This window comes from Streptomyces sp. NPDC016677, assembly GCF_055562815.1.
This window is the reverse complement of the sequence record NZ_JBVHEO010000003.1, coordinates 612,655-639,584: the sequence shown is the minus strand read 5'-3', so window position 1 is coordinate 639,584 and position 26,930 is coordinate 612,655. Positions and strand designations below refer to the sequence as shown.

Below are 26,930 nucleotides of genomic sequence, written 5' to 3'. Positions count from 1 at the left end.
CCGACGCGGCGCTCCATCGGGTGACGTCGCACAGCGGCATTGACGTACCCCACACCTTTACCGCCGGTCAACAAGTCCCGCCCGAGGGATTGACGCGCTTGCTGACGAGCAGTCTCATAAGGGGAGAGTAACCCGGGGTAACCCGTACGACGAGGTACGACGAGATGGGACAGCCATGACGACCCTGACGGAAGCCGACGCGCTCGACGGCATGCGCGACGCGCTCGGCCTGCTCAAGGACCGGGAGCAGGTGGCCGAACGGCTGCTCGACTCTTCCGCCAAGCACTCGTTCGACCCGGACAAGGAGCTGGACTGGGACGCGCCGTTCGAGGACGGCAAGTGGTTCTGGCCGCCGGAGCTGGTGTCGCTGTACGACACCCCGCTGTGGAAGCGGATGAGCGAGGAGCAGCGCCTCCTGCTCTCCCGGCACGAGGCCGCCGCCCTCGCCTCGCTCGGCATCTGGTTCGAGCTGATCCTGATGCAGCTGCTGGTCCGGCACATCTACGACAAGTCGGCGACCAGCGCGCACGTGCGCTACGCGCTCACCGAGATCGAGGACGAGTGCCGGCACTCGAAGATGTTCGCCCGGCTGATAACCCGGGGCGGGACGCCCTGGTACCCGGTCAGCCCCGTCCACCAGCACCTCGGCCGCCTCTTCAAGACCATCTCCACCACGCCCGGCTCCTTCACCGCGACCCTGCTCGGCGAGGAGGTCCTGGACTGGATGCAGCGGCTGACCTTCCCCGACGAGCGCGTGCAGCCGCTGATCCGGGGGGTCACGCGGATCCACGTGGTGGAGGAGGCCCGCCACGTCCGGTACGCCCGTGAGGAGCTGCGGCGCCAGATGGTGACCGCCCCGAAGTGGTCCAAGGAGTTCACCCGGCTCACCTCCGGCGAGTTCGCCCGGGTCTTCTCGGTCGCCTTCATCAACCCCGAGGTCTACACGAACGTGGGACTGGACAAGCGCCAGGCCGTGGCCCAGGTCAAGGCGAGCGGCCACCGCAAGGAGATCATGCAGACCGGCTCCAGGCGGCTGACCGACTTCCTGGACGACATCGGGGTGCTGCGCGGGGCCGGGCGGCGGCTGTGGAGGTCGTCGGGGCTGCTGGCCTGACCCCGCCGGACGGCCGGGGGCGGGGACCGCGCACCGGTTACCCTGCGGGGCATGACCCCGCAGGCCTCCACCCCCGCCTACCGCCGGCTCAGCGTCGAGGAGCGGCGCGTGCAGTTGCTCGACGCCGCGCTCGCCCTCTTCGCGCACCGGCCGCCGGAGGACGTCTCGCTCGACGACGTGGCGGAGCAGGCCGGGGTCTCCCGCCCCCTGGTGTACCGGTACTTCCCCGGCGGCAAGCAGCAGCTCTACGAGGCCGCGCTGCGCTCGGCCGCCGACGAGCTGCGGCACTGCTTCGACGAACCCCGCGAGGGCCCGCTGCTCGCCCGGCTCACCCGCGCCCTGGACCGCTACCTCGCCTTCGTCGACGAGCACGACACCGGCTTCAGCGCCCTGCTGCGCGGCGGCAGCGTCGCCGAGACCTCCCGGACCACGGCCATCGTGGACGGCGTACGCCGGGCCGCCGCCGAGCACATCATGAGCCACCTGGGCGTCGACGAACCGGGCCCCCGGCTGCGGATGACGGTCCGGATGTGGATCACGGCGGTGGAGGCCGCCTCGCTGATCTGGCTGGACGAGGAGAAGCAGCCGCCCGTCGAGGAGCTGCGCGACTGGCTCGTGGAGCAGTTCGTCGCCGTACTGTCGGTCACCGCCCGCCGCGACCCGCTGACGGCGACGGTGGTCGAGGCGCTCGCGGCGGATGTCTGACACCGGCGTAGCACGGCGCACACTGGTGCCGTGAAGAGCGAAGACGTCCCCTTCGAGGGCGGGCCGATGGACGGCCGGGTGCTGCCGGTGCTGGTGGGGATGACCGGGCACCCGCCGAAGACCTACCGCATCCCGGTTCCCGGCACCGGTGGCCGGCCGGCCACCGTGCTGGTATATCGCCGGGTCCTCCGCGAGGACGGCCCCCGCCTCGGTTTCGCACGCTGGAAGTACGTCCACGCGCCCGAGGGCGTGCCACGCTTGCGAGCGCGCCTGCCCTGGTCGAAACCCGGCGCCACGCCGGGCGGCAAGCCGGACGACGCCGACGGGTGACGCCGTTGCGCCGGGCGGCGCACGCTCGGCGCGCGAAGCCGCGCCGGCCGCCCCATGCTCGCCGTGCGGAGCGGACGGGCCGCCCCGCAGCGGAGGTGATGGCATGTCAGGAAGGCTTCTGCGACTGGTGTGTACGGCGGCGACGGCGGCCGGGCTCGTCCTCGCGCCCCTGCCCGCCGCGGCGGCGCCGGAGCCCGGCGAGCGCCCCGTCGCCGAGCTGCTGACGGACCTTCAGCGGCTGTACCGCGCGGCCGAGAAGGCCACCGAGACCTACAACGGCACCGAGGAGAAGCTGAGGCGCCGGCGAGCGGAGGCCGAGCGTCTCGACGCCGAACTGGCCCGCACCCGGCTGACCCTGCGCGACAGCCGGGGCGCGGCGGCCCGGCTGGCCCGGGAGCAGTACCAGAACAGCAGCACCGCCCTCTCCCCCTACGTACGCCTGCTGCTGGCCCGCGATCCGCAGCGCGCCCTCGACCAGGGGCATGTGATCGGCCGGCTGGCGCGGGACCGCGCCGAGACCGTCGGCCGGCTGACCGGCAGCGAGCAGCGGGCCGACGCGCTCGCCCGCCGGGCCCGCGAGGCGCTCGACGCGCACCGCGCCCTCGCCGCCCGGCAGAAGAAGGCGCGCGACACGGTGCTCGACCGGCTGCGGGACGTCGAGGAGATGCTCGCCTCGCTCACTCCGCGGCAGCTCGCGGAACTGGCCGCGCTGGAGAAGGAGGGGGCCGCCGAGGCGCAGGAGCGGTTCATGGTGTCCGGGGCGATCGGCGACGACGACGGCAGACCGTCCGCCGGGGGCGACCGGGCGCTGCGCTTCGCGGTCGACCAGCTCGGCAAGCCGTACGAGTGGGGCGCGGAGGGGCCCGGGTCCTACGACTGCTCGGGGCTGACCTCGGTGGCCTGGGAGCGGGCCGGGACGCCGATCCCCCGGACCAGCCAGCAGCAGTGGGCCAGGCTCAGGCAGGTGCCGCTGGATGAACTGCGCCCCGGTGACCTGGTCGTCTACTTCCCCGAGGCCACCCATGTGGCGATGTACCTGGGCGGCGGCATGGTCGTCCAGGCGCCGCGCCCCGGCGCCGCGGTGAAGGTCTCCCCCATCGCGGCCAACCCGGTCCTCGGCGCCGTACGCCCCGACCCCGGCGGCCGGCCCCTGGCGCACTACGCGCCGCCGAGGCTGCCGGCCGGGGCGGCGGACGGGTCCGACGCGGGGTACGGGGCGGCGCACGCGCCGGCGGGCTGACGCGCGGCGCGCGGTCCTACTCGGGTGTCTCCGCCAGCGCGTGGCCCACCAGGGTCAGGAGGGTCTGCACGACCTCGATCCGGCGCCGCGCGTCCATGATCAGCACGGGTATGCGCTCCGGGACCGTCAGGGCCTCCCGTACGTCCGCCGCGTCGAACCGCTCGCTGCCGTCGAAGTGGTTCACCGCCACGACGTACGGCAGTCCGCAGCTCTCGAAGTAGTCCAGCGCCGGCCAGCAGTCCTTCAGCCGCCGGGTGTCGGCCAGCACGACGGCGCCGATCGCGCCGCGCACCAGGTCGTCCCACATGAACCAGAACCGCTGCTGGCCGGGGGTGCCGAACAGATAGAGCACCAGGTCGTCGTCGAGCGTGAGGCGGCCGAAGTCCATGGCCACGGTGGTGGTGACCTTGTCCGGCGTGGCGGTGAGGTCGTCGACGTCCTCGCTGGCCCGGGTCATCAGCGCCTCGGTCATCAGCGGCGGGATCTCCGAGACGGAGGTGACCAGGGTGGTCTTGCCGACGCCGAACCCGCCCGCCACCACGATCTTCGTGGCGACCGGGGCGTGGTCGGTGTTCGTCTGCCAGGGCCACAAGGACTCCTCGGGTTCGGCGAACGGCTCGACGACCGCTTCGGCGAACGGTTCGACGAACGGGGAACCACCGGGGGCGGTGGTGTCAGAGACGGCGGAGTCCACTCAGCACCCTTTCCAGCAGAGCGCGGTCCGGACGGCCCGTGCCATGGCCGGTCCCGGTGCCGTACACACGGATCTTTCCCTGGTCCGCGAGGTCGCTGAGGAGCACGCGGACCACGCCGAGCGGCATCCTCAGCAGCGCGGCGATCTCGGCCACCGTTCGCATCCGGCGGCACAGTTCGACGATGGCGCGCGTCTCCGGGAGCACCCGGACCGGGCCGTTCGTCACCTCCTCGGACTCACCGGCGGTCTCCGGCCCGGCGGCCGGGTCGACGGCGCCGACGAAGGTCTCCACGAGCAGGACGTGGCCGAAGCTGGTCCGGCCGCCGGTGAGCGAGTACGGGCGGACCCGGGCGGGCGGGCGGTCGCCGCGTACCGGCAGTCTGTCCTTCGGTCTCCGGCTCTCGGACCGGCTCACCGCTGGTGCCCGGCCGCCCCGGCCTCCACGGATTGCCGCAGCTCGTTACGGAGTTCCGGGGTCAGCACATGGCCGGCCCGGCCCACGAACAGCGCCATGTGGTACGCCACGACGCTCATGTCGCAGTCGGCGGAGCCGTGCACGCCGAGCAGCGAGCCGTCGCTGATCGACATCACGAACAGGCTGCCGTCGTCCATGGTGACCATCGTGTGCTTCACCTCGCCGGAGTCCATCAGCTTCGCGGCGCCGACGGTCAGGCTGCCGATGCCGGAGACGACGGTGGCGAGGTCGGCGGCGGAGCCGCGCGGGCCGGAGCCGGCGCGGCCCTGGGTGCGGCGGGCCGCCTCGTTGCTCTCCATGTCGGAGGAGAGCAGCAGCAACCCGTCGGAGGAGACCACCGCGACGGAGAGGATGCCGGGCACCTCCTCGACGAGGTTGGTGAGCAGCCAGTGCAGGTTGCGGGCCTCACGGCTCAGCCCGACGGTACTGGGAGCGGTCAACTGCTTGCCTCCTCGACAGTGCCCCCCGTGGACGGTTCGGTGCGGTCCGGTGCGGCGTCCGGCGTCTCGTGCCGGGTGGTGCGGTCGGTGATCTCGGCCTCCACCTCACGCCGTCCGGCCTCGGCGCCCTTGCGGAAGCCGCCCAGGCGGCGGCGGAGCGCGTCGGCGTCCACGGAGCCCGTGCGCGGGCGGGGCGCCGACGCGGGGGTGCTGATCCGGGGGGTCCGCTTGGGCAGGCCCTTGTCGGTGACCGGCTCGTCGGCCTCGTCCCCCTCGTCGGGGACGCGGTCGTGGGCGGGTTCGGCCTCGGTTCCGGTTCCGGGGGCCGGTCCGGCTACGGGGGCGGGTGCGGGTGCGGTTTCGGGGGCGGAGGGTGCCGGGTGGGACGGGACGCGGAGTTCCATCGTCACCTCGGAGGGGCTGCCCAGGGCGTCCGGGGCCTCGGGAGCCTCCTCGGACGCCTCCTCCGACTCGGGCGCGGGCTCGCGCGCGGGCTCGGGCTCCGGCTCCGGCTCGGGCTTCGGCTCGTCCGAGGCGTCGTCGGCCTCGGTGGTCTCCTCGGCCGCTACCGTCTCCTCGGCCGCTGCCGTCACATCGGCCGCTACCGTCACATCGGCCGCTGCCGTCTCCCCGGCCGCCTCGGCATTCCCGGCGGCCTCGGCGTCGGCACCCGGCAGCGAGGCGCTGCCCGTGCCGGCGGCCGTGGGCGCGGACGGGGGGACGGTGGCCGACGGGGTCCGGGCGAGCAGCGACACGGGCAGGACCACGACGGCTGCCGTGCCGGCGCCCTCCTGCTGCTCGCTCAGCCGGACCCGGGCACCGTGCCGGTGGGCGAGGCGGGCCACGACGTACAGGCCGAGCCCGAGGCCGTCCTCGCCCTCCTTCTGCTCGAAGGGCGCCTCGGGGTCGAAGCCGGCGAGGCGGGTGTTGAGCCGCTCCAGCCGTTCCGGCTCCATGCCGATGCCCTCGTCCAGGACGGAGAGCGCGACCTCGCCGTTCTCCAGCAGCCGGCCGGAGATCTCGACGGGCAGTTCGGGCGGCGAGAACGAGGTGGCGTTCTCCAGGAGTTCGGCGAGCAGGTGGGACAGGTCGTCCGCGGCGAAGCCGGTCACGTGCGCGTGCGGCGGCAGGGCGGCGATCCGGACCCGCTCGTAGCGCTCGATCTCGCTGACGGCGGCGCGGACCACGTCGACCAGCGGCACCGGTCCGGCGGTGTGCCGGCCGTGCTCGGTGCCGGCCAGGACGAGGAGGTTCTCGTTGTGCCGGCGCATCACGGTGGCGAAGTGGTCGAGCTTGAAGAGGACGGCCAGGCGGTCGGGGTCCTGCTCCTGCTCCTCCATCGACTCGATGACGCCGAGCTGCCGCTCGACCAGGGCGAGCGTGCGCAGCGCCAGGTTGGCGTAGGTGGCGCCGACGCCCTGGCGCACCTGCTCCAGGCGGGCGGCGGACTCGGCGAGCTGGGCGCGCAGTTCCTCGCGCGCGTCGGCCATCTTCTGCCGCTGGCCGACCAGGTGCTTGCGGTCGGACTCCAGGGTGGTGACGCGCTCGGCCAGCGTGACGGCGTGCGCGTGCAGGGCGTTGACGGAGCGGACGGCCTTGGCGAACTCGTCGTTGCGGCCGGTGAAGGTCAGGGGCTCCTCGGCGGCCGGGTTCTCGGCCTCGGCGAGCCGGGCGGTGCCGCGGCGCAGCACGGACAGCGGCCGGGTGAGGCTGCGGGCCAGGGCGGTGGCGACGCCCACGGCCACCAGCATCAGGGCGCCCAGGGCGGCGATCCGGATCTCCAGCGCGGTGACGTCGTCGTCGCGGAGCCGGGCCAGGTCCTCGCTGCGCCGCTCGTAGAGGGCGGACTCGGCGCCGCGCATCGCGTCGACGCGGGCCGAGAGCGCGGCGGACAGCTGGGAGACGCTGGTGGCGAGGTCGTCGTCGGAGAGGGCCGGCTGGTCGGTGAGGGCGGCCAGGTACTTCTCGGCGGCGTCGGCCTCGGGTCCGGTGACCGTGGCGTCGTAGCGCTCCTTGGCCGCCTCGGGGGCGTTCTCGCGGAAGTCGGCGAGGGCGGCGTCGGAGCGGACCCGGGCCTCCTGCGCGGCGGCGGCCAGCGCGTCACGGGTCTTGGCGTCGGCGGCCGAGGTGGCGCTGGTCTCGGTGGCCAGGCCGGTGACGGGGTCGTAGGCGGTCCGGGTGGTGCTCGGCACGCTGAGGGCGGCCAGCAGCAGGCCGCGGGCGGCGGCCGCCTGCTGTACGGCGGAGTCCAGCTCGGCGAGGGCGTAGGTGCCGGCGCCCGCGCGGGGCGGCATCCGCTCGGCCAGCTCCTCGGCGAGGGCGTGCAGTTCGGTGACGGCGGCCGAGTAGGCGTCGTGCGCTTCGAGGGCGCTGCTGCGGCCGGTGAGCGCCGACCGGCGCAGCGAGGCGACGGCGTCGAGGTCCTCGCGCAGGGCGGCGGGGGTGCCGGGGTCGGTGCGCAGTTCCTCGATCTGCCGGTCGACGCGGGCGCCGCGCTGCTCCGAGGGTGCCTTGGACTTGGGGCGTCCGGCGGCGATGTAGGGGGTGACCTCGTCGCGTTCGTCGGCCAGCGAGTGGGCCAGGGTGAGCGCGTCCTGGGTGCGCTCGGCGAGGGTCACCAGGTCCTGGGAGTCGCTGAGCTGCCCGGAGGCGGCGATGACCGAGGGCGCTCCCGCGCCGGCGATCGCGGCGGCCACCACCAGGACGGCGACGATCAGCCGGTTGCGTACGTGGGTGGGGCGGCCCTTGCCCACGACGGGGGCCGGCGCCGCCGGGACGGCCGGGGCGGGGGTCCCCGTGGCGTCCGGGGCGGGGGTGACGGGGGTGGTTCGCTCCGTACCCCCGGCGGGGGCCGTCTGCTTGCCTGTGCGACGAGGCCGCGTCTTCTGCACCGGTGCTCGCATTCCTGACTCGTGTACCCGTGGGGCCGGGTGGCGCTCCGTCAACCGGCCGGCCCGTACGTCCGCACGTCCGTCGTCTTTCCGTCGGCCGTGCCCGGGGGGCCGTCGGCCGTGTTCGGACGGGGCGGAACCCCCACCGGCTCCCGACCCTCCCAGTGCCCGTGGGCACCGGGTGTCCAACACCTGGCCCGCCACCCGAAGGAGTGAACCCCGGAGGTGAGTTGGGGGGCAAGTCCCGGCGGCGCCGCCGACGGGCCCGCGCCGCGCGCCGGTTGGACGTTCCCGGCGGGGCGGTGGCAGGATGTGCCGCCACGCGTTCCCGGAGTACGGCGATCCGCCCCAAATCAGGCGCCTGACCTGCACCGCCGCGACAATTCCGAGCCCGCCCCCGGCACTTCGCGGACGCCGCGCGGGACTCGGGCAGACTGATCCGATGCGTACGGATCTGGTCTCCGAGCCCAGCACGTCCCGGCTCCCCAACGAGGACTTCGCGAGCGTCGCCCTCCCGGCCTCCGGACGGGGCGGCGTGGTCGTCCTGCTGGACGGCGTGACCCCGCCGAGGGACGCGACGGGGTGCGTGCACTCCGTGCCCTGGTTCACCGCGCGCCTCGGCGGAGCACTGACCGAACTGACCGTTTCACTCCCGGATGTTCCTCTCGCCGACGCGCTGTCCCGCGCCATCGCGGTCACCGCCGGAGCGCACGCCGAAACCTGTGACCTTTCTCACCCCAGAACTCCGCAGGCGACCGTGGTTCTGGCCCGCTGGTCCCCGGACCGGGTCGAGTACCTGCTCCTGTGCGACTCGGCGCTGCTGGTCGAGTCGCCCGACGGCACGGTCACGGCCCACCTGGACGACCGGCTGGCCCGGCTGCCCCGGTCCGCCCGCGCCACGGAGGCGCTGGTGGACGCGCGTCTCCGCAACAAGGAGGGCGGTTTCTTCACGGCGGCGGCCGACCCGGCGGTGGCGGCACGCGCGGTGACGGGGACGCTGCCGCGCGACGGGGTGCGGGCCCTGGCGGCGCTCACGGACGGGGCGACGCGGTGGGTGGAGACGTTCCGCGAGGGCGACTGGGCGGACTGCCTGCACATCGTCCGCGAGGAGGGGGCGCAGAGCCTGGTGGACCGGGTACGGCGGCTGGAGCGCTGGGACACGAAGCGCGCGTTCCTGGGCCGGAGCAAGCAGCACGACGACGCGACGGTGGTCTACGTCGAGCTGTGAACGACGCTCCCCCTCGGGGTCAGCCCTCCATCCCCCGGTTCAGCTCGCCCAGCAGCCGGGCCAGCTCGCCGACCTCGCGGGGGTCCCAGTCGGCGAGGCGGCCGGCGTAGCGGGCGCGGCGGGCCTCGCGGACCCGGCGGACCCGGTGGCGGCCCTCCGGGGTGAGGTCGACCAGCCAGGCGCGGCCGTCGGCCGGGTCGGGCTCGCGGGCGATCAGGCCCAGCTCCTCCAGGGCGCGCAGCTGGCGGGACATGGTCGCCTTGCCGACGCCGATGTAGGCGGCGAGCTCCGTGGCCCGCTGCCCGCCGCACTCCCCGAGCCGCACCAGCAGCCCGTACGCGGAGGACTCCAGGTCGGGGTGGACCTGGCGGGCCATCTCCGCCTGGTTGGCCCGGGCGCGGCGCAGCAGCACCGTCAGCTCGCGTTCGAGGGCCAGGAACTCGGGCTGCTCCGCGCCGTTCGCGGACACCTCGGAGCCGTCTCCGCGTCCGCCGCCGTTCCCGCTGTCGTGCACGTCAGTTCCCGCCTCGGTCTTCCCGGTCCTGAAAGTTTCCGCCGTACGCGGCCATCGCCGCAGCTCGGCAAGTATTTCGCAGGCCCAGACCACCGGCGGTCACCGGTCCCTCTTCCCACCGGCGGGTCTACGTGCGTAGCGTCGTCACCGCACACCGTAATGGCATGCGCACGCCAGCCCCACGCACCCCGACCGCGCGCCCCCCACCGAGCACCACGAGCCCACGGAGGCCCGTCATGCCCGTGCCCAGACCGCGACCGTCCCGCAGCCGGCGCCTCGCCGCCCTCGGGAGCCTGCTCGCCGCCTTCTCGCTGCTCCTCACCCTCCCCTCGGCCGCCGCCGGCACCCCGCCCCGCGGCTCCGCGCACATGGGCATGGGCGTCGCGGACCACGACGGGGAGCACGGCACGCCCGTCCCCGGCGACGCCACCCAGACCGAGGGCGTCGACGTCTCCAGCCACCAGGGCAACGTCGCCTGGCCGACGCTGTGGAGCAGCGGCGTCAAGTGGGCCTACGTCAAGGCCACCGAGGGGACGTACTACACGAACCCGTACTTCGCCCAGCAGTACAACGGCTCGTACAACGTGGGCATGATCCGGGGCGCGTACCACTTCGCCACCCCGGACACCACCAGCGGCGCCGCCCAGGCCCACTACTTCGTCGACCACGGCGGCGGCTGGTCCCGCGACGGCAGGACCCTGCCGGGCGCCCTCGACATCGAGTGGAACCCGTACGGGGCCTCCTGCTACGGCAAGACGCAGAGCCAGATGGTCAGCTGGATCCGTGACTTCCTGACCACCTACAAGGCCCGCACCGGCCGGGACGCCGTCATCTACACCGCCACCAGCTGGTGGACCGAGTGCACCGGCAACTACAGCGGCTTCGCCGGCGCCAACCCGCTGTGGGTGGCCCGGTACGCCTCCGCGGTGGGGACACTGCCGGCCGGATGGCCGTACTACACGATGTGGCAGTACACGTCGTCCGGGCCGACCGTGGGCGACCACAACAGGTTCAACGGCGCGCTGGACCGGGTGGTCGCGCTCGCCAACGGCTGACGCGCCAGGGCCCCCGGTGACCGCTCACCGGGGGCCCCGCGGCACCGCGTCACGCCGCGACCGGCACCTCGCTGGTCGCGGGCGTCAGCGCCAGCTCCAGGACCTGGCGGACGTCCGAGACGGTGTGGACGTCGAGCTTGTCCAGGATCTCGGCCGGGACGTCGTCCAGGTCGGGCTCGTTGCGCTTGGGGATGATCACCGTGGTGACCCCGGCGCGGTGGGCGGCGAGCAGCTTCTGCTTCACCCCGCCGATCGGCAGCACCCGCCCGGTCAGCGAGACCTCGCCGGTCATCGCCACGTCGGTGCGGACCAGCCGGCCGGACAGGAGGGAGGCGAGGGCCGTGGTCATCGTCACGCCCGCGCTCGGGCCGTCCTTGGGGACCGCGCCCGCCGGGAAGTGGATGTGCACGCCCCGGTCCTTCAGGTCGGCCACCGGCAGCTCCAGTTCGGCGCCGTGGGAGCGCAGGAAGCTCAGGGCGATCTGCGCGGACTCCTTCATCACGTCACCGAGCTGCCCGGTCAGGGTCAGCCCCGCCGCGCCCGTCTCCGGGTCGGCGAGGGACGCCTCGACGTAGAGGACGTCGCCGCCGGCCCCCGTGACCGCGAGGCCCGTCGCCACGCCCGGCACCGAGGTGCGGCGCTCGGCCGGGTCCTGGGCGGACTCGGGCACGTGGTGCGGCCTGCCGATCAGCGCGCGCAGGTCGTCGGCGCCGATGGTGAACGGCAGCTCCCGCTCGCCCAGTTCGTGCTGGGCGGCCACCTTGCGCAGCAGCCGGGCGATCGACCGCTCCAGGGTGCGCACGCCCGCCTCCCGGGTGTACTCCCCGGCCAGCCTGCGCAGCGCGCCCTCGTCGATGGTCACCTCGTCCTTGTCCAGCCCGGCCCGGTCCAGCTGGCGCGGGAGCAGGTGGTCGCGGGCGATGACGACCTTCTCGTCCTCGGTGTAGCCGTCCAGGCGGACCAGCTCCATACGGTCGAGCAGGGCCTCCGGGATCGCCTCCAGGACGTTGGCGGTGGCGAGGAAGACGACGTCGGAGAGGTCGAGTTCGACCTCCAGGTAGTGGTCGCGGAAGGTGTGGTTCTGGGCCGGGTCGAGCACTTCGAGCAGGGCGGCGGCCGGGTCGCCCCGGAAGTCGGACCCCACCTTGTCGATCTCGTCCAGCAGGACCACCGGGTTCATCGACCCGGCCTCCTTGACCGCCCGCACGATCCGGCCGGGCAGCGCGCCGACATACGTACGGCGGTGGCCGCGGATCTCGGCCTCGTCGCGGACGCCGCCGAGGGCGACGCGGACGAACTTGCGGCCCATCGCGTGGGCGACGGACTCACCGAGGCTGGTCTTGCCGACACCGGGCGGGCCGACCAGGGCCAGGACGGCCCCGCCGCGCCGGCCGCCGATGACGCCGAGACCCCGGTCAGTACGCCGCTTGCGGACGGCCAGGTACTCGGTGATGCGCTCCTTGACGTCCTTCAGACCCGCGTGCTCGGCGTCCAGGACCGCCTGGGCGCCCTGGATGTCGTAGGCGTCCTCGGTGCGCTCGTTCCACGGCATCTCCAGGACCGTGTCGAGCCAGGTGCGGATCCAGGAGCCCTCCGGGGACTGGTCGCTGGCCCGCTCCAGCTTGTCGACCTCCTTGAGGGCGGCCTCGCGGACCTTCTCGGGCAGGTCGGCGGCCTCGACGCGGGCGCGGTAGTCGTCGGACTCCTCGCCGTCCTGTTCGCCGTTCAGCTCGCGCAACTCCTTGCGGACCGCTTCGAGCTGGCGGCGCAGCAGGAACTCGCGCTGCTGCTTGTCGACGCCCTCCTGGACGTCCTTGGCGATGGTCTCGGCGACGTCCTGCTCGGCGAGGTGGTCGCGCAGCTGCGCGGTGGCGAGCTTGAGGCGGGCGACCGGGTCGGCGGTCTCCAGGAGTTCGGTCTTCTGGGCGGTGGTCAGGAACGGCGAGTAGCCGGAGTTGTCGGCGAGCGCGGCGACGTCCTCGATCGCCTGGACGCGGTCCACCACCTGCCAGGCGCCGCGCTTGCGCAGCCAGGCGGTGGCGAGCGCCTTGTACTCCTTGACCAGTTCGGCCACCTGGCCCGGCAGCGGGTCGGGCACGGTCTCGTCGATCCTGGTCCCCTCGACCCACAGCGCGGCGCCGGGGCCGGTGGTGCCGGCGCCGATCCTCACCCGGGCCCGGCCGCGGATCAGCGCGCCGGGGTCGCCGTCGGCCAGCCGGCCGACCTGCTCGACGGTGCCGAGCACGCCGGTGCTCGCGTAGGTGCCGTCGACGCGGGGCACCAGCAGGACCTTCGGCTTGCCGGGTTGGGAACGGGCGGCGGCCTGGGCGGCCTCGACCGCGGCGCGGACCTCGGAGTCGTTCAGGTCGAGCGGGACCACCATCCCGGGCAGCACGACCTCGTCGTCGAGCGGCAGCACGGGCAGGGCGAGCGGTGTGAACGGCGTGGACTCAGCAGCCATGATCTCCCCTTCGGCAGTCAAGTTGAGTTGGCTTCACTCAACTACACCGACTCAATGCCCGGGAGCCAGAGAATGTTCCCTGCCGCGTGTTCGCTCTCGGCGATCACCGCCCGGAGGCCCGGCGGATGGGGGGCCGTCACGGACCGGGTGTCAGGATGACGGGATGTCCGTTCACGAAATTCCCGAAGTCCTGGACCGTCGTGAGGGCCCCTACGGCGAGGTCGTGCTGCGCAGACACGGCGCACTGCTCCAGATCATCGCCAACGGCTGCTTCCTGATGGACACCTCCGACGGCCGCTCGGAGCGCCTGCTCGTCGACGCGGCGCTGGCCGCGCTCCCCGCCGGCCGCCCGGAACCCCGCGTGCTGATCGGCGGTCTGGGCGTCGGCTTCTCCCTCGCCCACGCCGCCGCGGACCCCCGCTGGGGGCGGATCACGGTGGTCGAGCGCGAACCGGCCGTCATCGACTGGCACCGGGACGGCGGACCCCTGTCCGGGCTGACCCGCGAGGCACTCGCGGACCCCCGCACGGAGATCGTCGAAGCGGACCTCGTCACGTACGTCAATGAGACTTCCGCCACACAGCCGGCGACCTACGACGCCCTCTGCCTCGACATCGACAACGGCCCCGACTGGACCGTCACCGAGGGCAATCACAGCCTCTACGGAACGTCCGGACTCGCGCTCTGCGCAAGGCTGTTGAGGCCCGGCGGAGTACTCGCCGTATGGTCCGCCCAGCCCTCCCCGCATTTCGAAGAAACCTTGCGTAATGCCGGGTTCCAGCAGGTGCGTACCGAAGAGATCCCCGTTGCCCGGGGCGTTCCGGACGTCGTGCACATCGGCGTCGGGCCTGGATAGCAAAGGCCCGGTGACTCCCCGTACGCTGCTGCTCTGACGCGGATCATTCAAGCGTCGATCGCAGTCATGGGATCACCCCACGGATTCCGCAAAGCACACCTCAGGGGCGGGCGATGGAGCAGACACACACCTCCCACAACGGCGCGGCGACGGCTACGCAGGGCGCGCAGCGCCGGGTGCTGGTGGTGGAGGACGACCAGACGATCGTGGACGCCATCGCGACCCGCCTGCGCGCCGAGGGCTTCCTGGTGCAGACGGCGGGCGACGGCCCGGCCGCCGTCGACACGGCCGAGGCCTGGCAGCCCGACCTGCTCATCCTCGACATCATGCTGCCCGGCTTCGACGGCCTGGAGGTCTGCCGCCGGGTCCAGGCCCAGCGCCCGGTGCCGGTGCTGATGCTCACCGCCCGCGACGACGAGACGGACATGCTGGTCGGGCTCGGCGTCGGCGCCGACGACTACATGACCAAGCCGTTCTCGATGCGCGAACTGGCCGCGCGGGTGCACGTGCTGCTGCGCCGGGTGGAGCGGGCCGTGGTCGCCGCCTCCACGCCGCGCAGCGGCATCCTGCGCCTGGGCGAACTGGAGATCGACCACGCGCAGCGCCGGGTGCGGGTGCGCAGCGAGGACGTGCACCTCACGCCGACCGAGTTCGACCTGCTGGTGTGCCTGGCGAACACGCCGCGCGCGGTGCTCTCCCGCGAGCAGTTGCTCGCCGAGGTGTGGGACTGGGCGGACGCCTCCGGGACCCGGACCGTCGACAGCCACATCAAGGCACTGCGCCGGAAGATCGGCGCCGAGCGCATCCGCACCGTGCACGGGGTGGGCTACGCGCTGGAGACACCGACGCCATGAGCGCGGGGCGGCAGGCCGTACGGCGGAGCCCCGGCCCCCGGAGCACCGGCACCGGCACCGGCACCGGGGAACCCTGGGGCGGCGTGCGCCCGTTCTCGATCAAGACCAAGCTCGGCGCGCTGGTCGTCACCTCGGTGCTGATCACCACCGGCCTGTCGGTGATAGCGGTGCACACCAAGACGGAGCTGCGCTTCATCACGGTGTTCTCGATGATCGCCACGCTGCTGATCACGCAGTTCGTGGCGCACTCGCTGACCGCGCCGCTGGACGAGATGAACGCCGTCGCCCGGTCCATCTCGCACGGCGACTACACCCGCCGGGTGCGCGAGAACCGCCGGGACGAGCTGGGCGACCTGGCCCAGACGATCAACCACATGGCCGACGACCTGGAGGCCCAGGACCGGCAGCGCAAGGAGCTGGTGGCGAACGTCTCGCACGAGCTGCGCACCCCGATCGCGGGGCTGCGCGCCGTGCTGGAGAACATCGTCGACGGGGTCACCGAGGCCGACCCGGAGACCATGCTGACGGCCCTGCGGCAGACCGAGCGGCTCGGCCGGCTGGTGGAGACCCTGCTGGACCTCTCCCGCCTGGACAACGGCGTCGTGCCGCTGCGCACCCGGCGCTTCGAGGTGTGGCCGTACCTGTCCGGGGTGCTGAAGGAGGCCAACATGGTCGCCTCCGCCCGCGCGGGCATCGCCTCCGGCTCCGGCACGCACACCCGTACCGACGTCCATCTGCACCTCGACGTCGACCCGCTGGACCTGACCGCGCTGGCCGACCCCGAGCGCATCCACCAGGTGGTCGCCAACCTCATCGACAACGCGGTCAAGCACAGCCCGCCGCACGGCCGGGTGACGGTCCGGGCGCGCCAGGGCGAGCTGCCGGACTCCCTGGAGCTGGAGATCATCGACGAGGGGCCCGGCATCCCCCGGTCGGAGTGGCACCGGGTGTTCGAACGGTTCAACCGGGGCGCGGTGACCCGGCCGCACGGTCCCGGCAGCGACGGCGGCACCGGGCTGGGCCTGGCGATCGCCCGCTGGGCGGTGGATCTGCACGGCGGCCGGATCGGGGTGGCCGAATCGGAGCGCGGCTGCCGCATCCTCGTCACTCTTCCGGGCCTGCCAACCACGCCGAGTTGACGTAAGGTGCTCATCAGAGCCACTCGTTCCACGGATGTTCACGCTGGTGGACACGTGTGATCAGGCGGAGGCCCGCGACCGCAAGGGCGCCAGGGCCCGCTTTCCTGTTCCCTGTTGACGCGGAACCACGCTTTTTTCCCGCCATTTCCAGCGCCGAAACACCCGCCCAGATGTGACTTACGCGACGATGGACCGGCCCGGCCTGACCTTCTCGCTCTTGGAGGCGTAGCCTTTATTCCCGCTGTCCATCACCTTGTGAAGCGGAAGAGGGCGGTTGCCGCCGTGTCGCCACAGTCCCCCAGTAACTCGAGCATCTCGACCGACACCGACCAAGCGGGGAAGAACCCCGCAGCGGCCTTCGGTGCCAATGAGTGGCTCGTAGACGAGATCTATCAGCAGTACCTCCAGGACCCGAATTCGGTCGACCGAGCCTGGTGGGACTTCTTCGCCGACTACAAGCCGGGGGCGGCCGCCGCCCAGGCCGCGTCGGGCACCGCGGCCGCGGGGGCCGCGGAGACCACCGCACCGGCTCAGCCCGCCCCGGCCGCGCAGACCGCGCAGACGCCCGCCAAGGCCCCGGCCGCCCCGGCGCAGACGCCCGCCGCCCAGGCCGCCCCCGCGCAGCCCGCCGCCCAGGCCGCTCCCGCCGCCCCGGCGGCGAAGCCCGCCGCCGCGCAGCCGGCCGCCGCGAAGGCGGCGCCCGCCAAGGCCGCGCCGGCCAAGGAGGCCGCCGAGGGCCCCGAGCTGGTCACCCTGCGCGGTCCCTCCGCCGCGGTCGCCAAGAACATGGACGCCTCGCTGGAGATGCCCACGGCCACGTCCGTGCGCGCCGTCCCGGTGAAGCTGCTGTTCGACAACCGCATCGTCATCAACAACCACCTCAAGCGCGCCCGCGGCGGGAAGATCTCCTTCACGCACCTCATCGGGTACGCGATGGTGCAGGCCATCAAGGCCATGCCGTCGATGAACTGGTCGTTCCAGACCAAGGACGGCAAGCCCACCCTGGTCAAGCCGGAGCACGTCAACCTCGGTCTCGCCATCGACCTGGTCAAGCCCAACGGCGACCGCCAGCTGGTCGTCGCGGCGATCAAGAAGGCCGAGACGCTGAACTTCTTCGAGTTCTGGCAGGCCTACGAGGACATCGTCCGCCGCGCCCGTGAGAACAAGCTCACGATGGCCGACTTCACCGGCGTCACGGTCTCCCTGACCAACCCCGGCGGCCTCGGCACCGTCCACTCGGTGCCGCGCCTGATGCCCGGCCAGTCGGTGATCATGGGCGTCGGCGCCATGGACTACCCGGCGGAGTTCCAGGGCACCAGCCAGGACACCCTGAACAAGCTCGGCATCTCCAAGGTCATGACGCTCACGTCGACCTACGACCACCGGGTGATCCAGGGCGCCGCCTCCGGCGAGTTCCTCCGCCAGGTCGCCAACCTGCTCCTCGGCGAGAACGACTTCTACGACGAGATCTTCGAGGCGCTGCGCATCCCCTACGAGCCGGTCCGCTGGCTCAAGGACATCGACGCCAGCCACGACGACGACGTCACCAAGGCCGCCCGCGTCTTCGAGCTGATCCACTCCTACCGGGTCCGCGGCCACGTCATGGCCGACACCGACCCGCTGGAGTACCAGCAGCGCAAGCACCCCGACCTGGACATCACCGAGCACGGACTCACCCTGTGGGACCTGGAGCGCGAGTTCGCCGTCGGCGGCTTCGCCGGCAAGTCGATGATGAAGCTGCGCGACATCCTCGGCGTGCTGCGCGACTCGTACTGCCGCACCACCGGCATCGAGTTCATGCACATCCAGGACCCCAAGCAGCGCAAGTGGATCCAGGACCGGGTGGAGCGCGGCCACGCCAAGCCCGAGCGCGAGGAGCAGCTGCGCATCCTGCGCCGGCTGAACGCGGCGGAGGCCTTCGAGACCTTCCTGCAGACCAAGTACGTCGGCCAGAAGCGGTTCAGTCTGGAGGGCGGCGAGTCCGTCATCCCGCTGCTCGACGCGGTCCTGGACTCGGCGGCGGAGAGCCGTCTCGACGAGGTCGTCGTCGGCATGGCCCACCGCGGCCGCCTCAACGTGCTGGCCAACATCGTCGGCAAGTCGTACGCGCAGATCTTCCGCGAGTTCGAGGGCAACCTCGACCCGAAGTCGATGCACGGCTCCGGCGACGTCAAGTACCACCTGGGCGCCGAGGGCACCTTCACCGGCCTCGACGGCGAGCAGATCAAGGTCAGCCTCTGCGCCAACCCGTCCCACCTGGAGACCGTCGACCCGGTCCTGGAGGGCGTCGCCCGCGCCAAGCAGGACATCATCAACAAGGGCGGCACGGACTTCACCGTGCTGCCGGTGGCGATCCACGGCGACGCGGCCTTCGCGGGCCAGGGCGTGGTGGCCGAGACCCTGAACATGTCGCAGCTGCGCGGCTACCGCACCGGCGGCACGGTCCACATCGTCATCAACAACCAGGTCGGCTTCACGGCCGCCCCGGAGTCCTCGCGCTCGTCCATGTACGCCACGGACGTGGCCCGCATGATCGAGGCCCCGATCTTCCACGTGAACGGCGACGACCCCGAGGCCGTCGTGCGCGTCGCACGCCTCGCCTTCGAGTTCCGCCAGGCGTTCAACAAGGACGTGGTGATCGACCTCATCTGCTACCGCCGCCGCGGTCACAACGAGTCGGACAACCCGGCCTTCACCCAGCCGCTGATGTACGACCTGATCGACAAGAAGCGCTCGGTGCGCAAGCTGTACACCGAGTCCCTCATCGGTCGCGGCGACATCACCCTGGAAGAGGCCGAGCAGGCGCTCCAGGACTACCAGGGCCAGCTGGAGAAGGTCTTCACGGAGGTCCGCGAGGCCGCCGCGCAGCCCGCCTCGGTGGCGCCCTCCGACCCGCAGGCCGCCTTCCCGGTCGCCGTGAACACCGCGGTCACCGGCGAGGTCGTCAAGCGGATCGCCGAGTCCCAGGTCAACATCCCCGACCACGTCACCGTCCACCCGCGGCTGCTCCCGCAGCTCCAGCGCCGGGCGGCCATGGTCGAGGACGGCACCATCGACTGGGGCATGGGCGAGACCCTCGCCATCGGCTCCCTCCTCCTGGAGGGCGTCCCGGTCCGGCTGGCCGGCCAGGACTCGCAGCGCGGCACCTTCGGCCAGCGGCACGCGGTGATCATCGACCGCGCCAAGGGCGACGAGTACACCCCGCTGCAGTACCTCTCCGAGGACCAGGCGCGGCTCAACGTCTACAACTCCCTGCTCTCCGAGTACGCGGCGATGGGTTTCGAGTACGGCTACTCGCTGGCCCGCCCCGACGCGCTGGTGATGTGGGAGGCGCAGTTCGGCGACTTCGTCAACGGCGCGCAGACCATCGTCGACGAGTACATCTCGGCCGCCGAGCAGAAGTGGAACCAGACCTCCGGTGTGGTCCTGCTCCTCCCGCACGGCTACGAGGGCCAGGGCCCGGACCACTCCTCGGCCCGCGTCGAGCGGTTCCTCCAGCTGTGCGCGCAGAACAACATGACGGTCGCGATGCCGACCTCCCCGGCGAACTACTTCCACCTCCTGCGGTGGCAGGTGCACAACCCGCACCACAAGCCGCTGGTCGTCTTCACCCCGAAGTCGATGCTGCGCCTGAAGGCTGCCGCGTCGAAGGCGGAGGAGTTCACCACCGGCCAGTTCCAGCCGGTCATCGGCGACACCTCGGCCGAGGCGGCGGCGGTGAAGAAGGTCGTCTTCACCACCGGCAAGGTCTACTACGACCTGATCGCCGAGCGCGCCAAGCGCGGGGTGACGGACACGGCCATCATCCGCATCGAGCGCCTGTACCCGCTGCCGGGTGCCGAGCTCCAGGCGGAGATCGCCAAGTACCCGAACGCCGAGAAGTACCTGTGGGCCCAGGAGGAGCCGGCCAACCAGGGTGCCTGGCCGTTCATCGCGCTCAACCTGATCGACCACCTGGACCTGGCGGTCGGCGCGGACATCCCGGCGGGCGAGCGCCTGCGCCGGATCTCGCGTCCGCACTCCTCGTCCCCGGCCGTCGGTTCCGCGAAGCGGCACCAGGCCGAGCAGGAGCAGCTGGTGCGCGAGGTGTTCGAGGCGTGACGCACTGACGCCGGCCGGCATCGGCTGACGCCCGCGGGGCCCGGCTTCCGGAGGTTTTCCGGGGCCGGGCCCTTTCGCGTGCGGCGGGTCGCCAGGTGGTCCGGGGACCGTCAGGTGGTCTGGGATTCGCCAGGTGGTGGTCCGGGGACCGTCAGGTGGTCCGGGGACCGTCAGGTGGTCCGGGGACCGTCAGGTGGTCTGGGGTTCGAAGTCCCAGTACGGGCGCCGGCGGGCGGCGGCGGAGTCGGTGAGCGGGTGGCCGGGGCCCAGGGTGGCGGCGAGGCCGGACAGCGCGCGCCGCTCGCTCTCCTCCGCCTCCCCGCGCCGCCCGAGGGCGCGCAGATCGGCCGCGTGGGCCACGAGGGCGGACAGGGTGAGCGGGTGGCCGGGGCCCAGCGTCCCCTCGCCGCGGACGACGGTGTCTCCGCTCAGGCCGGCCGCCCGCTCGACGTCGCCGACCGCGTGGCACAGCGCGGACGCGTTCAGCGCGCAGCCCAGCGTCCAGGGGTGGTCGGGGCCGACACGTGCCGTCATGTCGGTCAGCGCCGCCCCGGCCAGGGTCCGGGCACCGTCCGTCTCCCCGGCGCGGAGCAGCGTCAACGCGTGGTTGGCCCGGGCCCCGACGGCGTACGGGTGGCCGGGCGGCAAGGTCGCCTCGTAGGCGGCGACGACGGACTCGCTGAGCTCGCGTGCCCGGTCGGCGTCGCCGTGCTCCCGTGCGAAGCAGCTCTGCCCGGCGGCGAGGATCAGCGTCAGCGGGTCCCGGTCGCCCAGGACGTGCTCGGCGCGCTCCAGCGCGTCCGCGAAGTACCGGGCCGCGGTGTCGAAGTCGCCCAGGGCGTAGCGGCACATCGCGAAGTTGTGCGCCGCCCGCAGCGTCTGGGGAGCGTCGCCGCCGAGTGCCCGACGGGCGGTGTCCAGGCTTCTGGCCAGCACGGACGCCGCGTCCGTGAAGCGGCCCAGCAGGCGCAGATCGGCCGCGTACGCGTGTTCCGAGTTGAGCGTCCACGGGTGCCGTTCCCCCAGCAGTTCGCGGCGTGTCTCCAGCGTGCGCAGGTCGACGTCGCGGGCCGCCGCGTAGCGGCCGAGCAGCCGCAGGGAGACGGCCACGTTGTTCCGCGCGTTGACCGTGCGGGTGTCCTGGTCGCCGAGTTGTCCCCGGTACGCCGCGAGGACCCGCTCCGACACCTCCAGCGCCTCCAGGTAGTCGCCGAGTCCGCGCAGGTCCGCGGCGAGTCCGCCGAGGGCGCGCAGCAGCGTGGGGTCCTGGTCCCCGCGCTGCTCCTGGAGCTGCCGGACGGCCGCCCGCTCGATCCGCGTCGTGCGGTGGTAGTCGCCGGCGGCGCGCAGCAGGTTGGCGTAGTGATAGGTGAGTTCCCAGATGAGGGGATGGGACTCGCCGAGCGAGTTCCGCCAGATACGCATGGCGTGTTCGCCGAGTGTGACGCCGGCCGCGTGCTCGCCCGCGAGGTACAGGTAACGCAAGCAGTTGAACACCAGCTGCTGGACCTGCGGATCGTCGCTGCCCAGTACGTCGGCGTGCTTGAGGTGGGGCACCAGCTCGGCGTAGTCGGGCCACAGCGCGGGCACCGAGGGCCGACCGGGGTCCGCCTCCGCCAGAGCCCGCCGTACGACGTCGACCAGTCGGCGCCTCTGCGCGGCGGGCAGGCTCTGGCGGACGATCCGGCTGACGACGCGGTGCAGGTAGAAGATCTCGCGGTCCGGGTCCGTCTCGTGCGGTTCGACCCGGACCACGGAGTACCTCCGCAGCTGGCCGACCGCCCTGTCCCACAGCCCGGGGTCGGTCAGCAGCTCGGCCACGGAGGGCGGCAGGCCGTCGTGGCTCATGTCCCGGAGCAGATACACGGGGACGTAACCGGGGGCGAAGAAGGTGCACAGCCGCAGCAGGTCGACCGACTCCGGGACGGTCTCGCGGAGCTTGTTCAGCAGGATCGACCACGCGGTCCGGAAGGCCAGCGGGAAGTCCGCCGACACCCGCACCGCGTCGTCGAGGGACCCTTCCTCCAGCAGGCCGATGTACTCCTCCACCGACATGTCGGAGTCGTCGAGCCAGCCGGCCGTCTGGTCGAGGAGCAGCGGCAGGTCCTCCAGCGCCTCCGCCAGCCTGTGCGCCTCCGGCTCGGTCAGCCGCGGGGCGCGGCGCCGGATGAAGGCGACCGACTCGTCACGGGCGTAGACCGGCACTTCCAGGAGGCGGCTGTCGTGCTCGCTCCACGCCGGATTGCGGGAGGTGATGAGCACGTGGCCCGGCCCGCCGGGGACCATGCCCCGGATCTGGTCCGGCTCGTCCGCGCCGTCCAGGATCAGCAGCCAGCGCGCGTACGGCTCGCCCCGGCGCAGGGAGTCGCGGACGGCGCGCAGCCGCTCGCCGTACCCCTGGCCCGTCCGCAGGCCCAGTCTGGGGGCCAGTTCCGCGAGGTGCCGACGGTAGGTGACCCGGCTTTCCGCGTTGACCCACCAGACCACGTCGTACTCGGAGCCGAACCGGTGCGCGTACTCCGTGGCGAACTGGGTCTTGCCGACGCCCGACATGCCGTACAGCGTCACCACACCCGAGGTCCGCAGCGCGTCGTACACCTCGGTGAGCAGGGTCTCACGACCGGTGAAGCGGCTGTTCCGGCGTGGGACGCTCCCCCACGCCTTGGGGAGCGACGCCGGGAACCGGGGGCCGTGCCGGGCATGGTCGGCGTGACCGGGGGCCGGGTCCGTGGGCAGGTCCAGCAGGGCCAGCACCCGTCGCTCGGCCTCCTCGGCGTCGATGCCCACCAGCCCCGACGGCCGGAGCGCGGCGACGGCCGACGGGAGGTCCGCGGTGGTGACGGAGACGGCGGCGAAGCGGGACGGGTCGGGGGCGACGACCTCGCGCAGCGCCTCGTTCCACTCCTCGTGGGAGCGCGGGCCCAGCTGGAAGTACCACTCACTGACGACGATGAGAATACGGCCCTCGGCCAGCTTCAGGTCGTGCAGCAGGTCCACCAGGGGGACGTCGGCAGGGGACTCCCAGCGCAGGTACACCACCCGCAGCCCGCGCCGCTCCAGCCGGTCTCCGATCCAGGCCGCCCAGGCCCGGTTGAAGCCGGCGAAACTGATCGTCACCGTGCGCCGGACGGGCTTCCCGGCGGCGGGCCGGCGGTGCGGTGACGGCGGGGAAGGGGCGGGCCGCAGCGCGGGGGGCCGGGGGGCGTCATGGACGGGCGGGGCCTGCCCGCGCTCCCGGTCGGGGGCCTCTTCGCCGGCGCATATCTCCGACCGCAGCTCCGCCTTGCGGACCGGCACCCCCCACTGATTGGTGACCGTCAGCCACAGCGAGGCCGGGCCGGTGTCAGGGCCGGCGGAGACCCGGAAGCGGGCTGGTCCGTACGTACCGCCGAAGCGGTGCAGGACGACGCCGGGTTCGCCGAGGGCCGCGCAGGCGAACAGCGGGGAGCCGTCCAGGGTGACGGTGAAGGTGAACTCCTCCTCCGGGTAGGGCCAGTCGTCCGGGGCGGCGTCCGGGGCCGGGAGGGGGCCGCGCAGGTCGACGGTGACGAGGTAGTCGCAGCCCGCTTCCGCCCGCCGGGGCCAGGCCACCACGGGTTCGATCATCAGGGGCCGTTCCGCGCCGCTCACCGGCCGTGCCCCCCTCCGGCCCGTGCGTCCGGGCCCTCGGCGGCGGTGAGCCGCAGCGTGGTCCGGGGATGGCCGTAGAACTGGAACATGAACGCGTACAGCAGCCGCAGGACCCGTTTCTGGCCGGCGCTGTCCAGTCGGCCGTCGTCGTCGAGCCGTCTGGGCAGCCGGTCCGTCGGCCCGAACTCCGCGAGCGCGCCCGCGCGGAAGGACCGCAGCGTCTGCGGGACGGGCCGGTACGGATGGCGGGCGACCTCGCGCACCAGTTGCCGCACGAGCCGGCGGGCCTCCTGGTCACCGACCCTCCCGGCGGTGACGATGCAGCCGCCCGCGCCCTTGCGCAGGAACAGCTCCGCGAAGCCGCGCAGTTCCTCCTCGCCCTGCGCCCGGTTCTTCACCGCTCGCCCCGAGTCGCAGGCGTTGAGGCAGACCAGGGAGCGGTCCCGGCCCAGCACGGCCATCGGCTCCTCGTTCAGCTCGGCCCAGGAGAAGTCGCCCAGGGTGAGGCGGGGCACGGTGTCGCCGTAGGTGCCGTGGCAGCCGAAGTAGACCAGGCCGGTGGCGTCGGGCAGGGTGTCGAGGTCGTGCAGGAACGGGGTCATCCGCCGGTGCAGCCGGTGCGCGTACGGGGCGAAGACCTGACCGTCGTCGGCCATGTCCTGGTGGAGGTAGCCGAGGACCCGTCCCGCGCAGTCGCCGGTCTCCCGGGGCAGGTCCTGGCTGAGGTCGCGCACGGTGGTCCAGCGGGAGACGACGGTCAGCGCGCCGAGCGGACCGCCGGGCAGCGCGCGCGCCGCGTCCTCGGGCAGCCAGAACAGCTCCCAGGGCAGGTCGAAGCCGGTGTCGTCCCAGACGACGAGGCGCAGCGCTTCGCCGTGCCGGGCGCGGACCGAGTTGAGCCACCGCGTCAGTTCGGGCTGGTTGGCCGACCAGTGCCGGATGCCGCGCAGCACATCGGTGGGGTACTCCCCGTCGGGCTGCCGCAGGGCGGCGAGCGTGATGCCGGGGGCGGCCAGCCGCGTGGGTCCGGGCGCGCAGGTCACGGTCAGGTCACCGCACCAGCCGCGCAGCCGGTAGCCCTGCCCGAAGGCACCGCCGCCCTCGCCGCGCACGACCCGCAGCACGGCGTACCCGTCCTCCAGGCGGGCGCCGGGGCGGGCCTCGGTGCCGCCGAGTCCGGAGGGCGGTTCCTGACCGCGGCGCAGGTGGGACACGGCGACGGCGGGCCTACGGGCCGCGGCCTTCAGCTGGCCGGGCAGTCCGGTGCGGCGTACGGCGGTACCGGCCCCGGTCAGCCAGCGCGGCGCCCGCTGCCGCGGCTCAGCGCTCATCGTCGCCTCCCGCGCCGGTCCGCCCCTCCACGACCGTCGCCCCCAGGCTGTCGGCGAGGACGAACGGCAGGTCGCCGTAGGGTTCCCGGGCCGGGTCGACGACGGCCACGTGCAGCCGCGTGCGGTCCATGGCGCCGATGCGGGCGGCGGCCTCGACGGCGTCCTCGACACCGGCGGCGGCCACCGTGCCGGTCAGCCGTCCGGTGTGGCTGGCGCGCAGCGGGATGTTGCCGCGGCCGTCGGTGACGACGACCAGCCAGGCCTCCGCCGGTCCGGTGCCGTGCTGCCGGAAGGTCCGGCGCAGCGCGTGGGCCGCCAGTTCGACGCCGTGCGCGAGCGGGGAGGCGCGGCCGGCCGCGCGGTACAGCGCGGCGAGCACCTGGGGGTCGAGGACGCTGCGGGCCGCGAAGGACTGGGCACGCAGCTCGTCCTTGGCGTCCGCGGCCCCGACCTCGATCACCTGGACCGTGGCCCGGCTGGTGTACGCCCACTGCAGGAAGGGTGCCAGGGAGTCCTGCCAGTCCCAGTCGCCGTCCCGGCAGGTGTGGTCGAGGAGCAGCGTCAGCACGCGCTCGGGGGCACCGGTCCGGACGTGGGCGTGCAGATCGGCCGGTGCGATCGTGAACCGGTCGGCGCGCCGCACGCGTTGGTGCACGGCGGCCTCCCGGACGGTGCGCACGTAGGCGAGGTCGCGCAGGTCGGTGGCGCGCCGGGTGCCGATCACGGGGCCGCGGGCGAGGGCGGGCCCGGAGGTACGCCGGCCGGGGCCGCGCAGCGGGGTGGCGTCACGGGGCCCGGCCGGCTCGTCCTCCGGGAACGGGGTGCCGCCTCCTGCGGGCGTGCCGCCGGGGCCGCCGCCGATCCCCTCGGCGGGCCCGGTCTCCAGCAGTGTCCCCTCCGCCGGGGACGGACGCCGTCTCTCCCCGCCGGGGCGGCGTGTCCGGACCGTGCTGGGCGTGGTACCGGCGGACGGCCGCTCGGCGGGCCCGGGGCCGGGCTCGGGTCCGGGCGGGGTGCCGGGCACGGTCAGCCCGATGATCCGGGCCGCCGTGTCGCAGTGGCCGGCCACCGCCGACGGCTCACCGTCGAGGGCGGCGACGGTGCGGGCCAGCCGGGCGAGGGCCAGTTCGCGGCGGACGCCGGCGTCGGGTCCGAGCAGGTCCTGTACGCGGGTCAGCGCCTCGTCGGTGACCGGGACGGGCGGCACGCCCCGGACGGCGGCGGTCCGCCAGGCGGGCGGGAGTCCGGCGAGCACCTGCTCGGGCGGGGGCAGGGCGAGGTCCGGCACCGGCAGCCGTACGGCGAACCGGTCCAGCAGGTGCCGGCTGAGCCGTCCCGCGTCGGCCGCGCGGCAGACGGCCAGCCAGCGGGCCCGGGGCCGGACCGTGCGGCGCAGTCCGGGGCGCTCCACCACGGCGACGTCGGCGCCGAGCAACTGGACGGCGGCGCGCATCCCGGCCACGCTCAGCCGGGGCAGGTCGGGAACCACGACCAGCGGCGGCGGACCGGGGTGGCCGTCGGCGTCGACGAGGGGGCCGGGCTCGGTACGGAAGGTGATGCCGTGCGCGTCGCGCCGCAGCCGGGTGCGGGTCCACAGGTCCTCGTCACGGCCGGCGGCGCCCAGCACGACGGGGGCCGGGGCCGGTTCGGCGGCGCCGGTACGGGCCGGTTCGGCGGCGCCGGTGAGCAGGCCGGTGAACAGCCGGGTGACCGGGTCGAGGAGGCCGGGTTCCAGGTCGAAGAGGAGGACGCCGGTCAGGGCGGGCTCGGCGGCGGCGCAGACCAGGGCGTGGACGAGCCGCCGCGCGGGGTCGGCTGCGGGATCGGCGGCGTGGTCGGCTGCGGGGTCGGGTGGCTCGGTGACCATGACCG

At 73.4% G+C, this 26,930-nt stretch carries 19 protein-coding genes; 10 read left to right on the top strand and 9 right to left on the bottom strand.

Annotation, left to right across the window (positions count from 1 at the left end; genetic code table 11):
• Nucleotides 1–175 precede the first annotated feature (175 nt).
• The 4 genes from ACZ3IG_RS12640 to ACZ3IG_RS12625 all read left to right on the top strand — a co-directional run bounded on the left by ACZ3IG_RS12640 (nucleotide 176) and on the right by ACZ3IG_RS12625 (nucleotide 3,389).
• Nucleotides 176–1,114, top strand: coding sequence for an AurF N-oxygenase family protein (locus ACZ3IG_RS12640; RefSeq protein ID WP_467431406.1), 939 nt, complete (start codon nucleotides 176–178; stop codon nucleotides 1,112–1,114).
• 51 nt (nucleotides 1,115–1,165) lie between these two features.
• Nucleotides 1,166–1,819, top strand: a complete 654-nt coding sequence (locus ACZ3IG_RS12635; protein WP_467431405.1) for a TetR/AcrR family transcriptional regulator — start codon at nucleotides 1,166–1,168, stop codon at nucleotides 1,817–1,819.
• Nucleotides 1,820–1,849: 30 nt separating this feature from the next.
• Entirely contained in the window at nucleotides 1,850–2,149 is a 300-nt protein-coding gene (locus ACZ3IG_RS12630; protein WP_467431404.1) for a hypothetical protein, read from the top strand.
• A gap of 103 nt (nucleotides 2,150–2,252) precedes the next feature.
• Nucleotides 2,253–3,389, top strand: coding sequence for a C40 family peptidase (locus ACZ3IG_RS12625; RefSeq protein ID WP_467431402.1), 1,137 nt, complete (start codon nucleotides 2,253–2,255; stop codon nucleotides 3,387–3,389).
• Nucleotides 3,390–3,405: 16 nt separating this feature from the next.
• Here ACZ3IG_RS12625 and ACZ3IG_RS12620 read toward each other — a convergent pair whose 3' ends face one another.
• From ACZ3IG_RS12620 to ACZ3IG_RS12605, 4 genes are read right to left on the bottom strand one after another with little or no spacing between them, the layout of a single operon-like run.
• Nucleotides 3,406–4,083, bottom strand: a complete 678-nt coding sequence (locus ACZ3IG_RS12620; RefSeq protein WP_467431401.1) for a GTP-binding protein — start codon at nucleotides 4,081–4,083, stop codon at nucleotides 3,406–3,408.
• On the bottom strand, nucleotides 4,064–4,498 hold the full coding sequence (locus ACZ3IG_RS12615; RefSeq protein ID WP_467431399.1) for a DUF742 domain-containing protein: 435 nt from the start codon (nucleotides 4,496–4,498) through the stop codon (nucleotides 4,064–4,066). The genes ACZ3IG_RS12620 and ACZ3IG_RS12615 overlap by 20 nt, the downstream gene beginning before the upstream one ends.
• The gene (locus ACZ3IG_RS12610) at nucleotides 4,495–4,998 is read right to left on the bottom strand and encodes a roadblock/LC7 domain-containing protein (RefSeq protein WP_467431397.1); all 504 of its coding nucleotides are present in this window, start codon (nucleotides 4,996–4,998) and stop codon (nucleotides 4,495–4,497) included. The genes ACZ3IG_RS12615 and ACZ3IG_RS12610 overlap by 4 nt, the downstream gene beginning before the upstream one ends.
• Entirely contained in the window at nucleotides 4,995–7,901 is a 2,907-nt protein-coding gene (locus ACZ3IG_RS12605) for a sensor histidine kinase (protein ID WP_467431396.1), read from the bottom strand. Before ACZ3IG_RS12605 ends, ACZ3IG_RS12610 begins: the two co-directional genes overlap by 4 nt.
• Before the next feature lie 430 nt (nucleotides 7,902–8,331).
• Here ACZ3IG_RS12605 and ACZ3IG_RS12600 point away from each other — a divergent pair, with 430 nt between their 5' ends.
• Nucleotides 8,332–9,117 carry a hypothetical protein gene (locus tag ACZ3IG_RS12600; protein ID WP_467431394.1) on the top strand — a complete coding sequence of 262 codons (786 nt, stop codon included), beginning with the start codon at nucleotides 8,332–8,334 and terminating at the stop codon, nucleotides 9,115–9,117.
• A gap of 19 nt (nucleotides 9,118–9,136) precedes the next feature.
• On the opposite strand, the gene ACZ3IG_RS12595 is transcribed toward ACZ3IG_RS12600, so the two are convergent.
• Nucleotides 9,137–9,631, bottom strand: coding sequence for a MarR family winged helix-turn-helix transcriptional regulator (locus ACZ3IG_RS12595; RefSeq protein ID WP_467431392.1), 495 nt, complete (start codon nucleotides 9,629–9,631; stop codon nucleotides 9,137–9,139).
• 236 nt (nucleotides 9,632–9,867) lie between these two features.
• Between ACZ3IG_RS12595 and ACZ3IG_RS12590 the strand changes: the two genes are divergently transcribed.
• Nucleotides 9,868–10,686, top strand: a complete 819-nt coding sequence (locus tag ACZ3IG_RS12590; RefSeq protein WP_467431390.1) for a lysozyme — start codon at nucleotides 9,868–9,870, stop codon at nucleotides 10,684–10,686.
• A gap of 49 nt (nucleotides 10,687–10,735) precedes the next feature.
• Here ACZ3IG_RS12590 and lon read toward each other — a convergent pair whose 3' ends face one another.
• Nucleotides 10,736–13,147, bottom strand: coding sequence for an endopeptidase La (gene lon, locus ACZ3IG_RS12585; RefSeq protein ID WP_467431388.1), 2,412 nt, complete (start codon nucleotides 13,145–13,147; stop codon nucleotides 10,736–10,738).
• A 163-nt stretch (nucleotides 13,148–13,310) separates the two neighbouring features.
• Here lon and ACZ3IG_RS12580 point away from each other — a divergent pair, with 163 nt between their 5' ends.
• The 4 genes from ACZ3IG_RS12580 to ACZ3IG_RS12565 all read left to right on the top strand — a co-directional run bounded on the left by ACZ3IG_RS12580 (nucleotide 13,311) and on the right by ACZ3IG_RS12565 (nucleotide 20,097).
• Nucleotides 13,311–14,003 (top strand): spermidine synthase family protein, encoded by a 693-nt coding sequence (locus tag ACZ3IG_RS12580; protein WP_467431387.1) that lies wholly within the window; start codon nucleotides 13,311–13,313, stop codon nucleotides 14,001–14,003.
• Between the two features lie 113 nt (nucleotides 14,004–14,116).
• Nucleotides 14,117–14,857 (top strand): response regulator transcription factor, encoded by a 741-nt coding sequence (locus ACZ3IG_RS12575; RefSeq protein WP_215168314.1) that lies wholly within the window; start codon nucleotides 14,117–14,119, stop codon nucleotides 14,855–14,857.
• Complete coding sequence (locus ACZ3IG_RS12570) at nucleotides 14,854–15,996, top strand: HAMP domain-containing sensor histidine kinase (RefSeq protein WP_467431385.1); 1,143 nt, start codon at nucleotides 14,854–14,856, stop codon at nucleotides 15,994–15,996. Before ACZ3IG_RS12575 ends, ACZ3IG_RS12570 begins: the two co-directional genes overlap by 4 nt.
• 282 nt (nucleotides 15,997–16,278) lie before the next feature.
• Nucleotides 16,279–20,097: a multifunctional oxoglutarate decarboxylase/oxoglutarate dehydrogenase thiamine pyrophosphate-binding subunit/dihydrolipoyllysine-residue succinyltransferase subunit gene (locus ACZ3IG_RS12565; RefSeq protein ID WP_467431384.1), complete on the top strand. Its 3,819-nt coding sequence runs from the start codon at nucleotides 16,279–16,281 to the stop codon at nucleotides 20,095–20,097.
• Nucleotides 20,098–20,286: 189 nt separating this feature from the next.
• Here ACZ3IG_RS12565 and fxsT read toward each other — a convergent pair whose 3' ends face one another.
• The 3 genes from fxsT to ACZ3IG_RS12550 are packed head-to-tail and all read right to left on the bottom strand — an operon-like array spanning nucleotide 20,287 to nucleotide 26,925.
• Nucleotides 20,287–23,703, bottom strand: a complete 3,417-nt coding sequence (gene fxsT / locus ACZ3IG_RS12560; protein ID WP_467431383.1) for an FxSxx-COOH system tetratricopeptide repeat protein — start codon at nucleotides 23,701–23,703, stop codon at nucleotides 20,287–20,289.
• Between the two features lie 20 nt (nucleotides 23,704–23,723).
• A complete protein-coding gene (locus tag ACZ3IG_RS12555) occupies nucleotides 23,724–25,058 on the bottom strand; it encodes a CHAT domain-containing protein (RefSeq protein ID WP_467431382.1) in 1,335 nt (444 codons plus the stop codon).
• Entirely contained in the window at nucleotides 25,048–26,925 is a 1,878-nt protein-coding gene (locus ACZ3IG_RS12550; protein WP_467431381.1) for a magnesium chelatase, read from the bottom strand. The genes ACZ3IG_RS12555 and ACZ3IG_RS12550 overlap by 11 nt, the downstream gene beginning before the upstream one ends.
• Nucleotides 26,926–26,930: the final 5 nt, after the last annotated feature.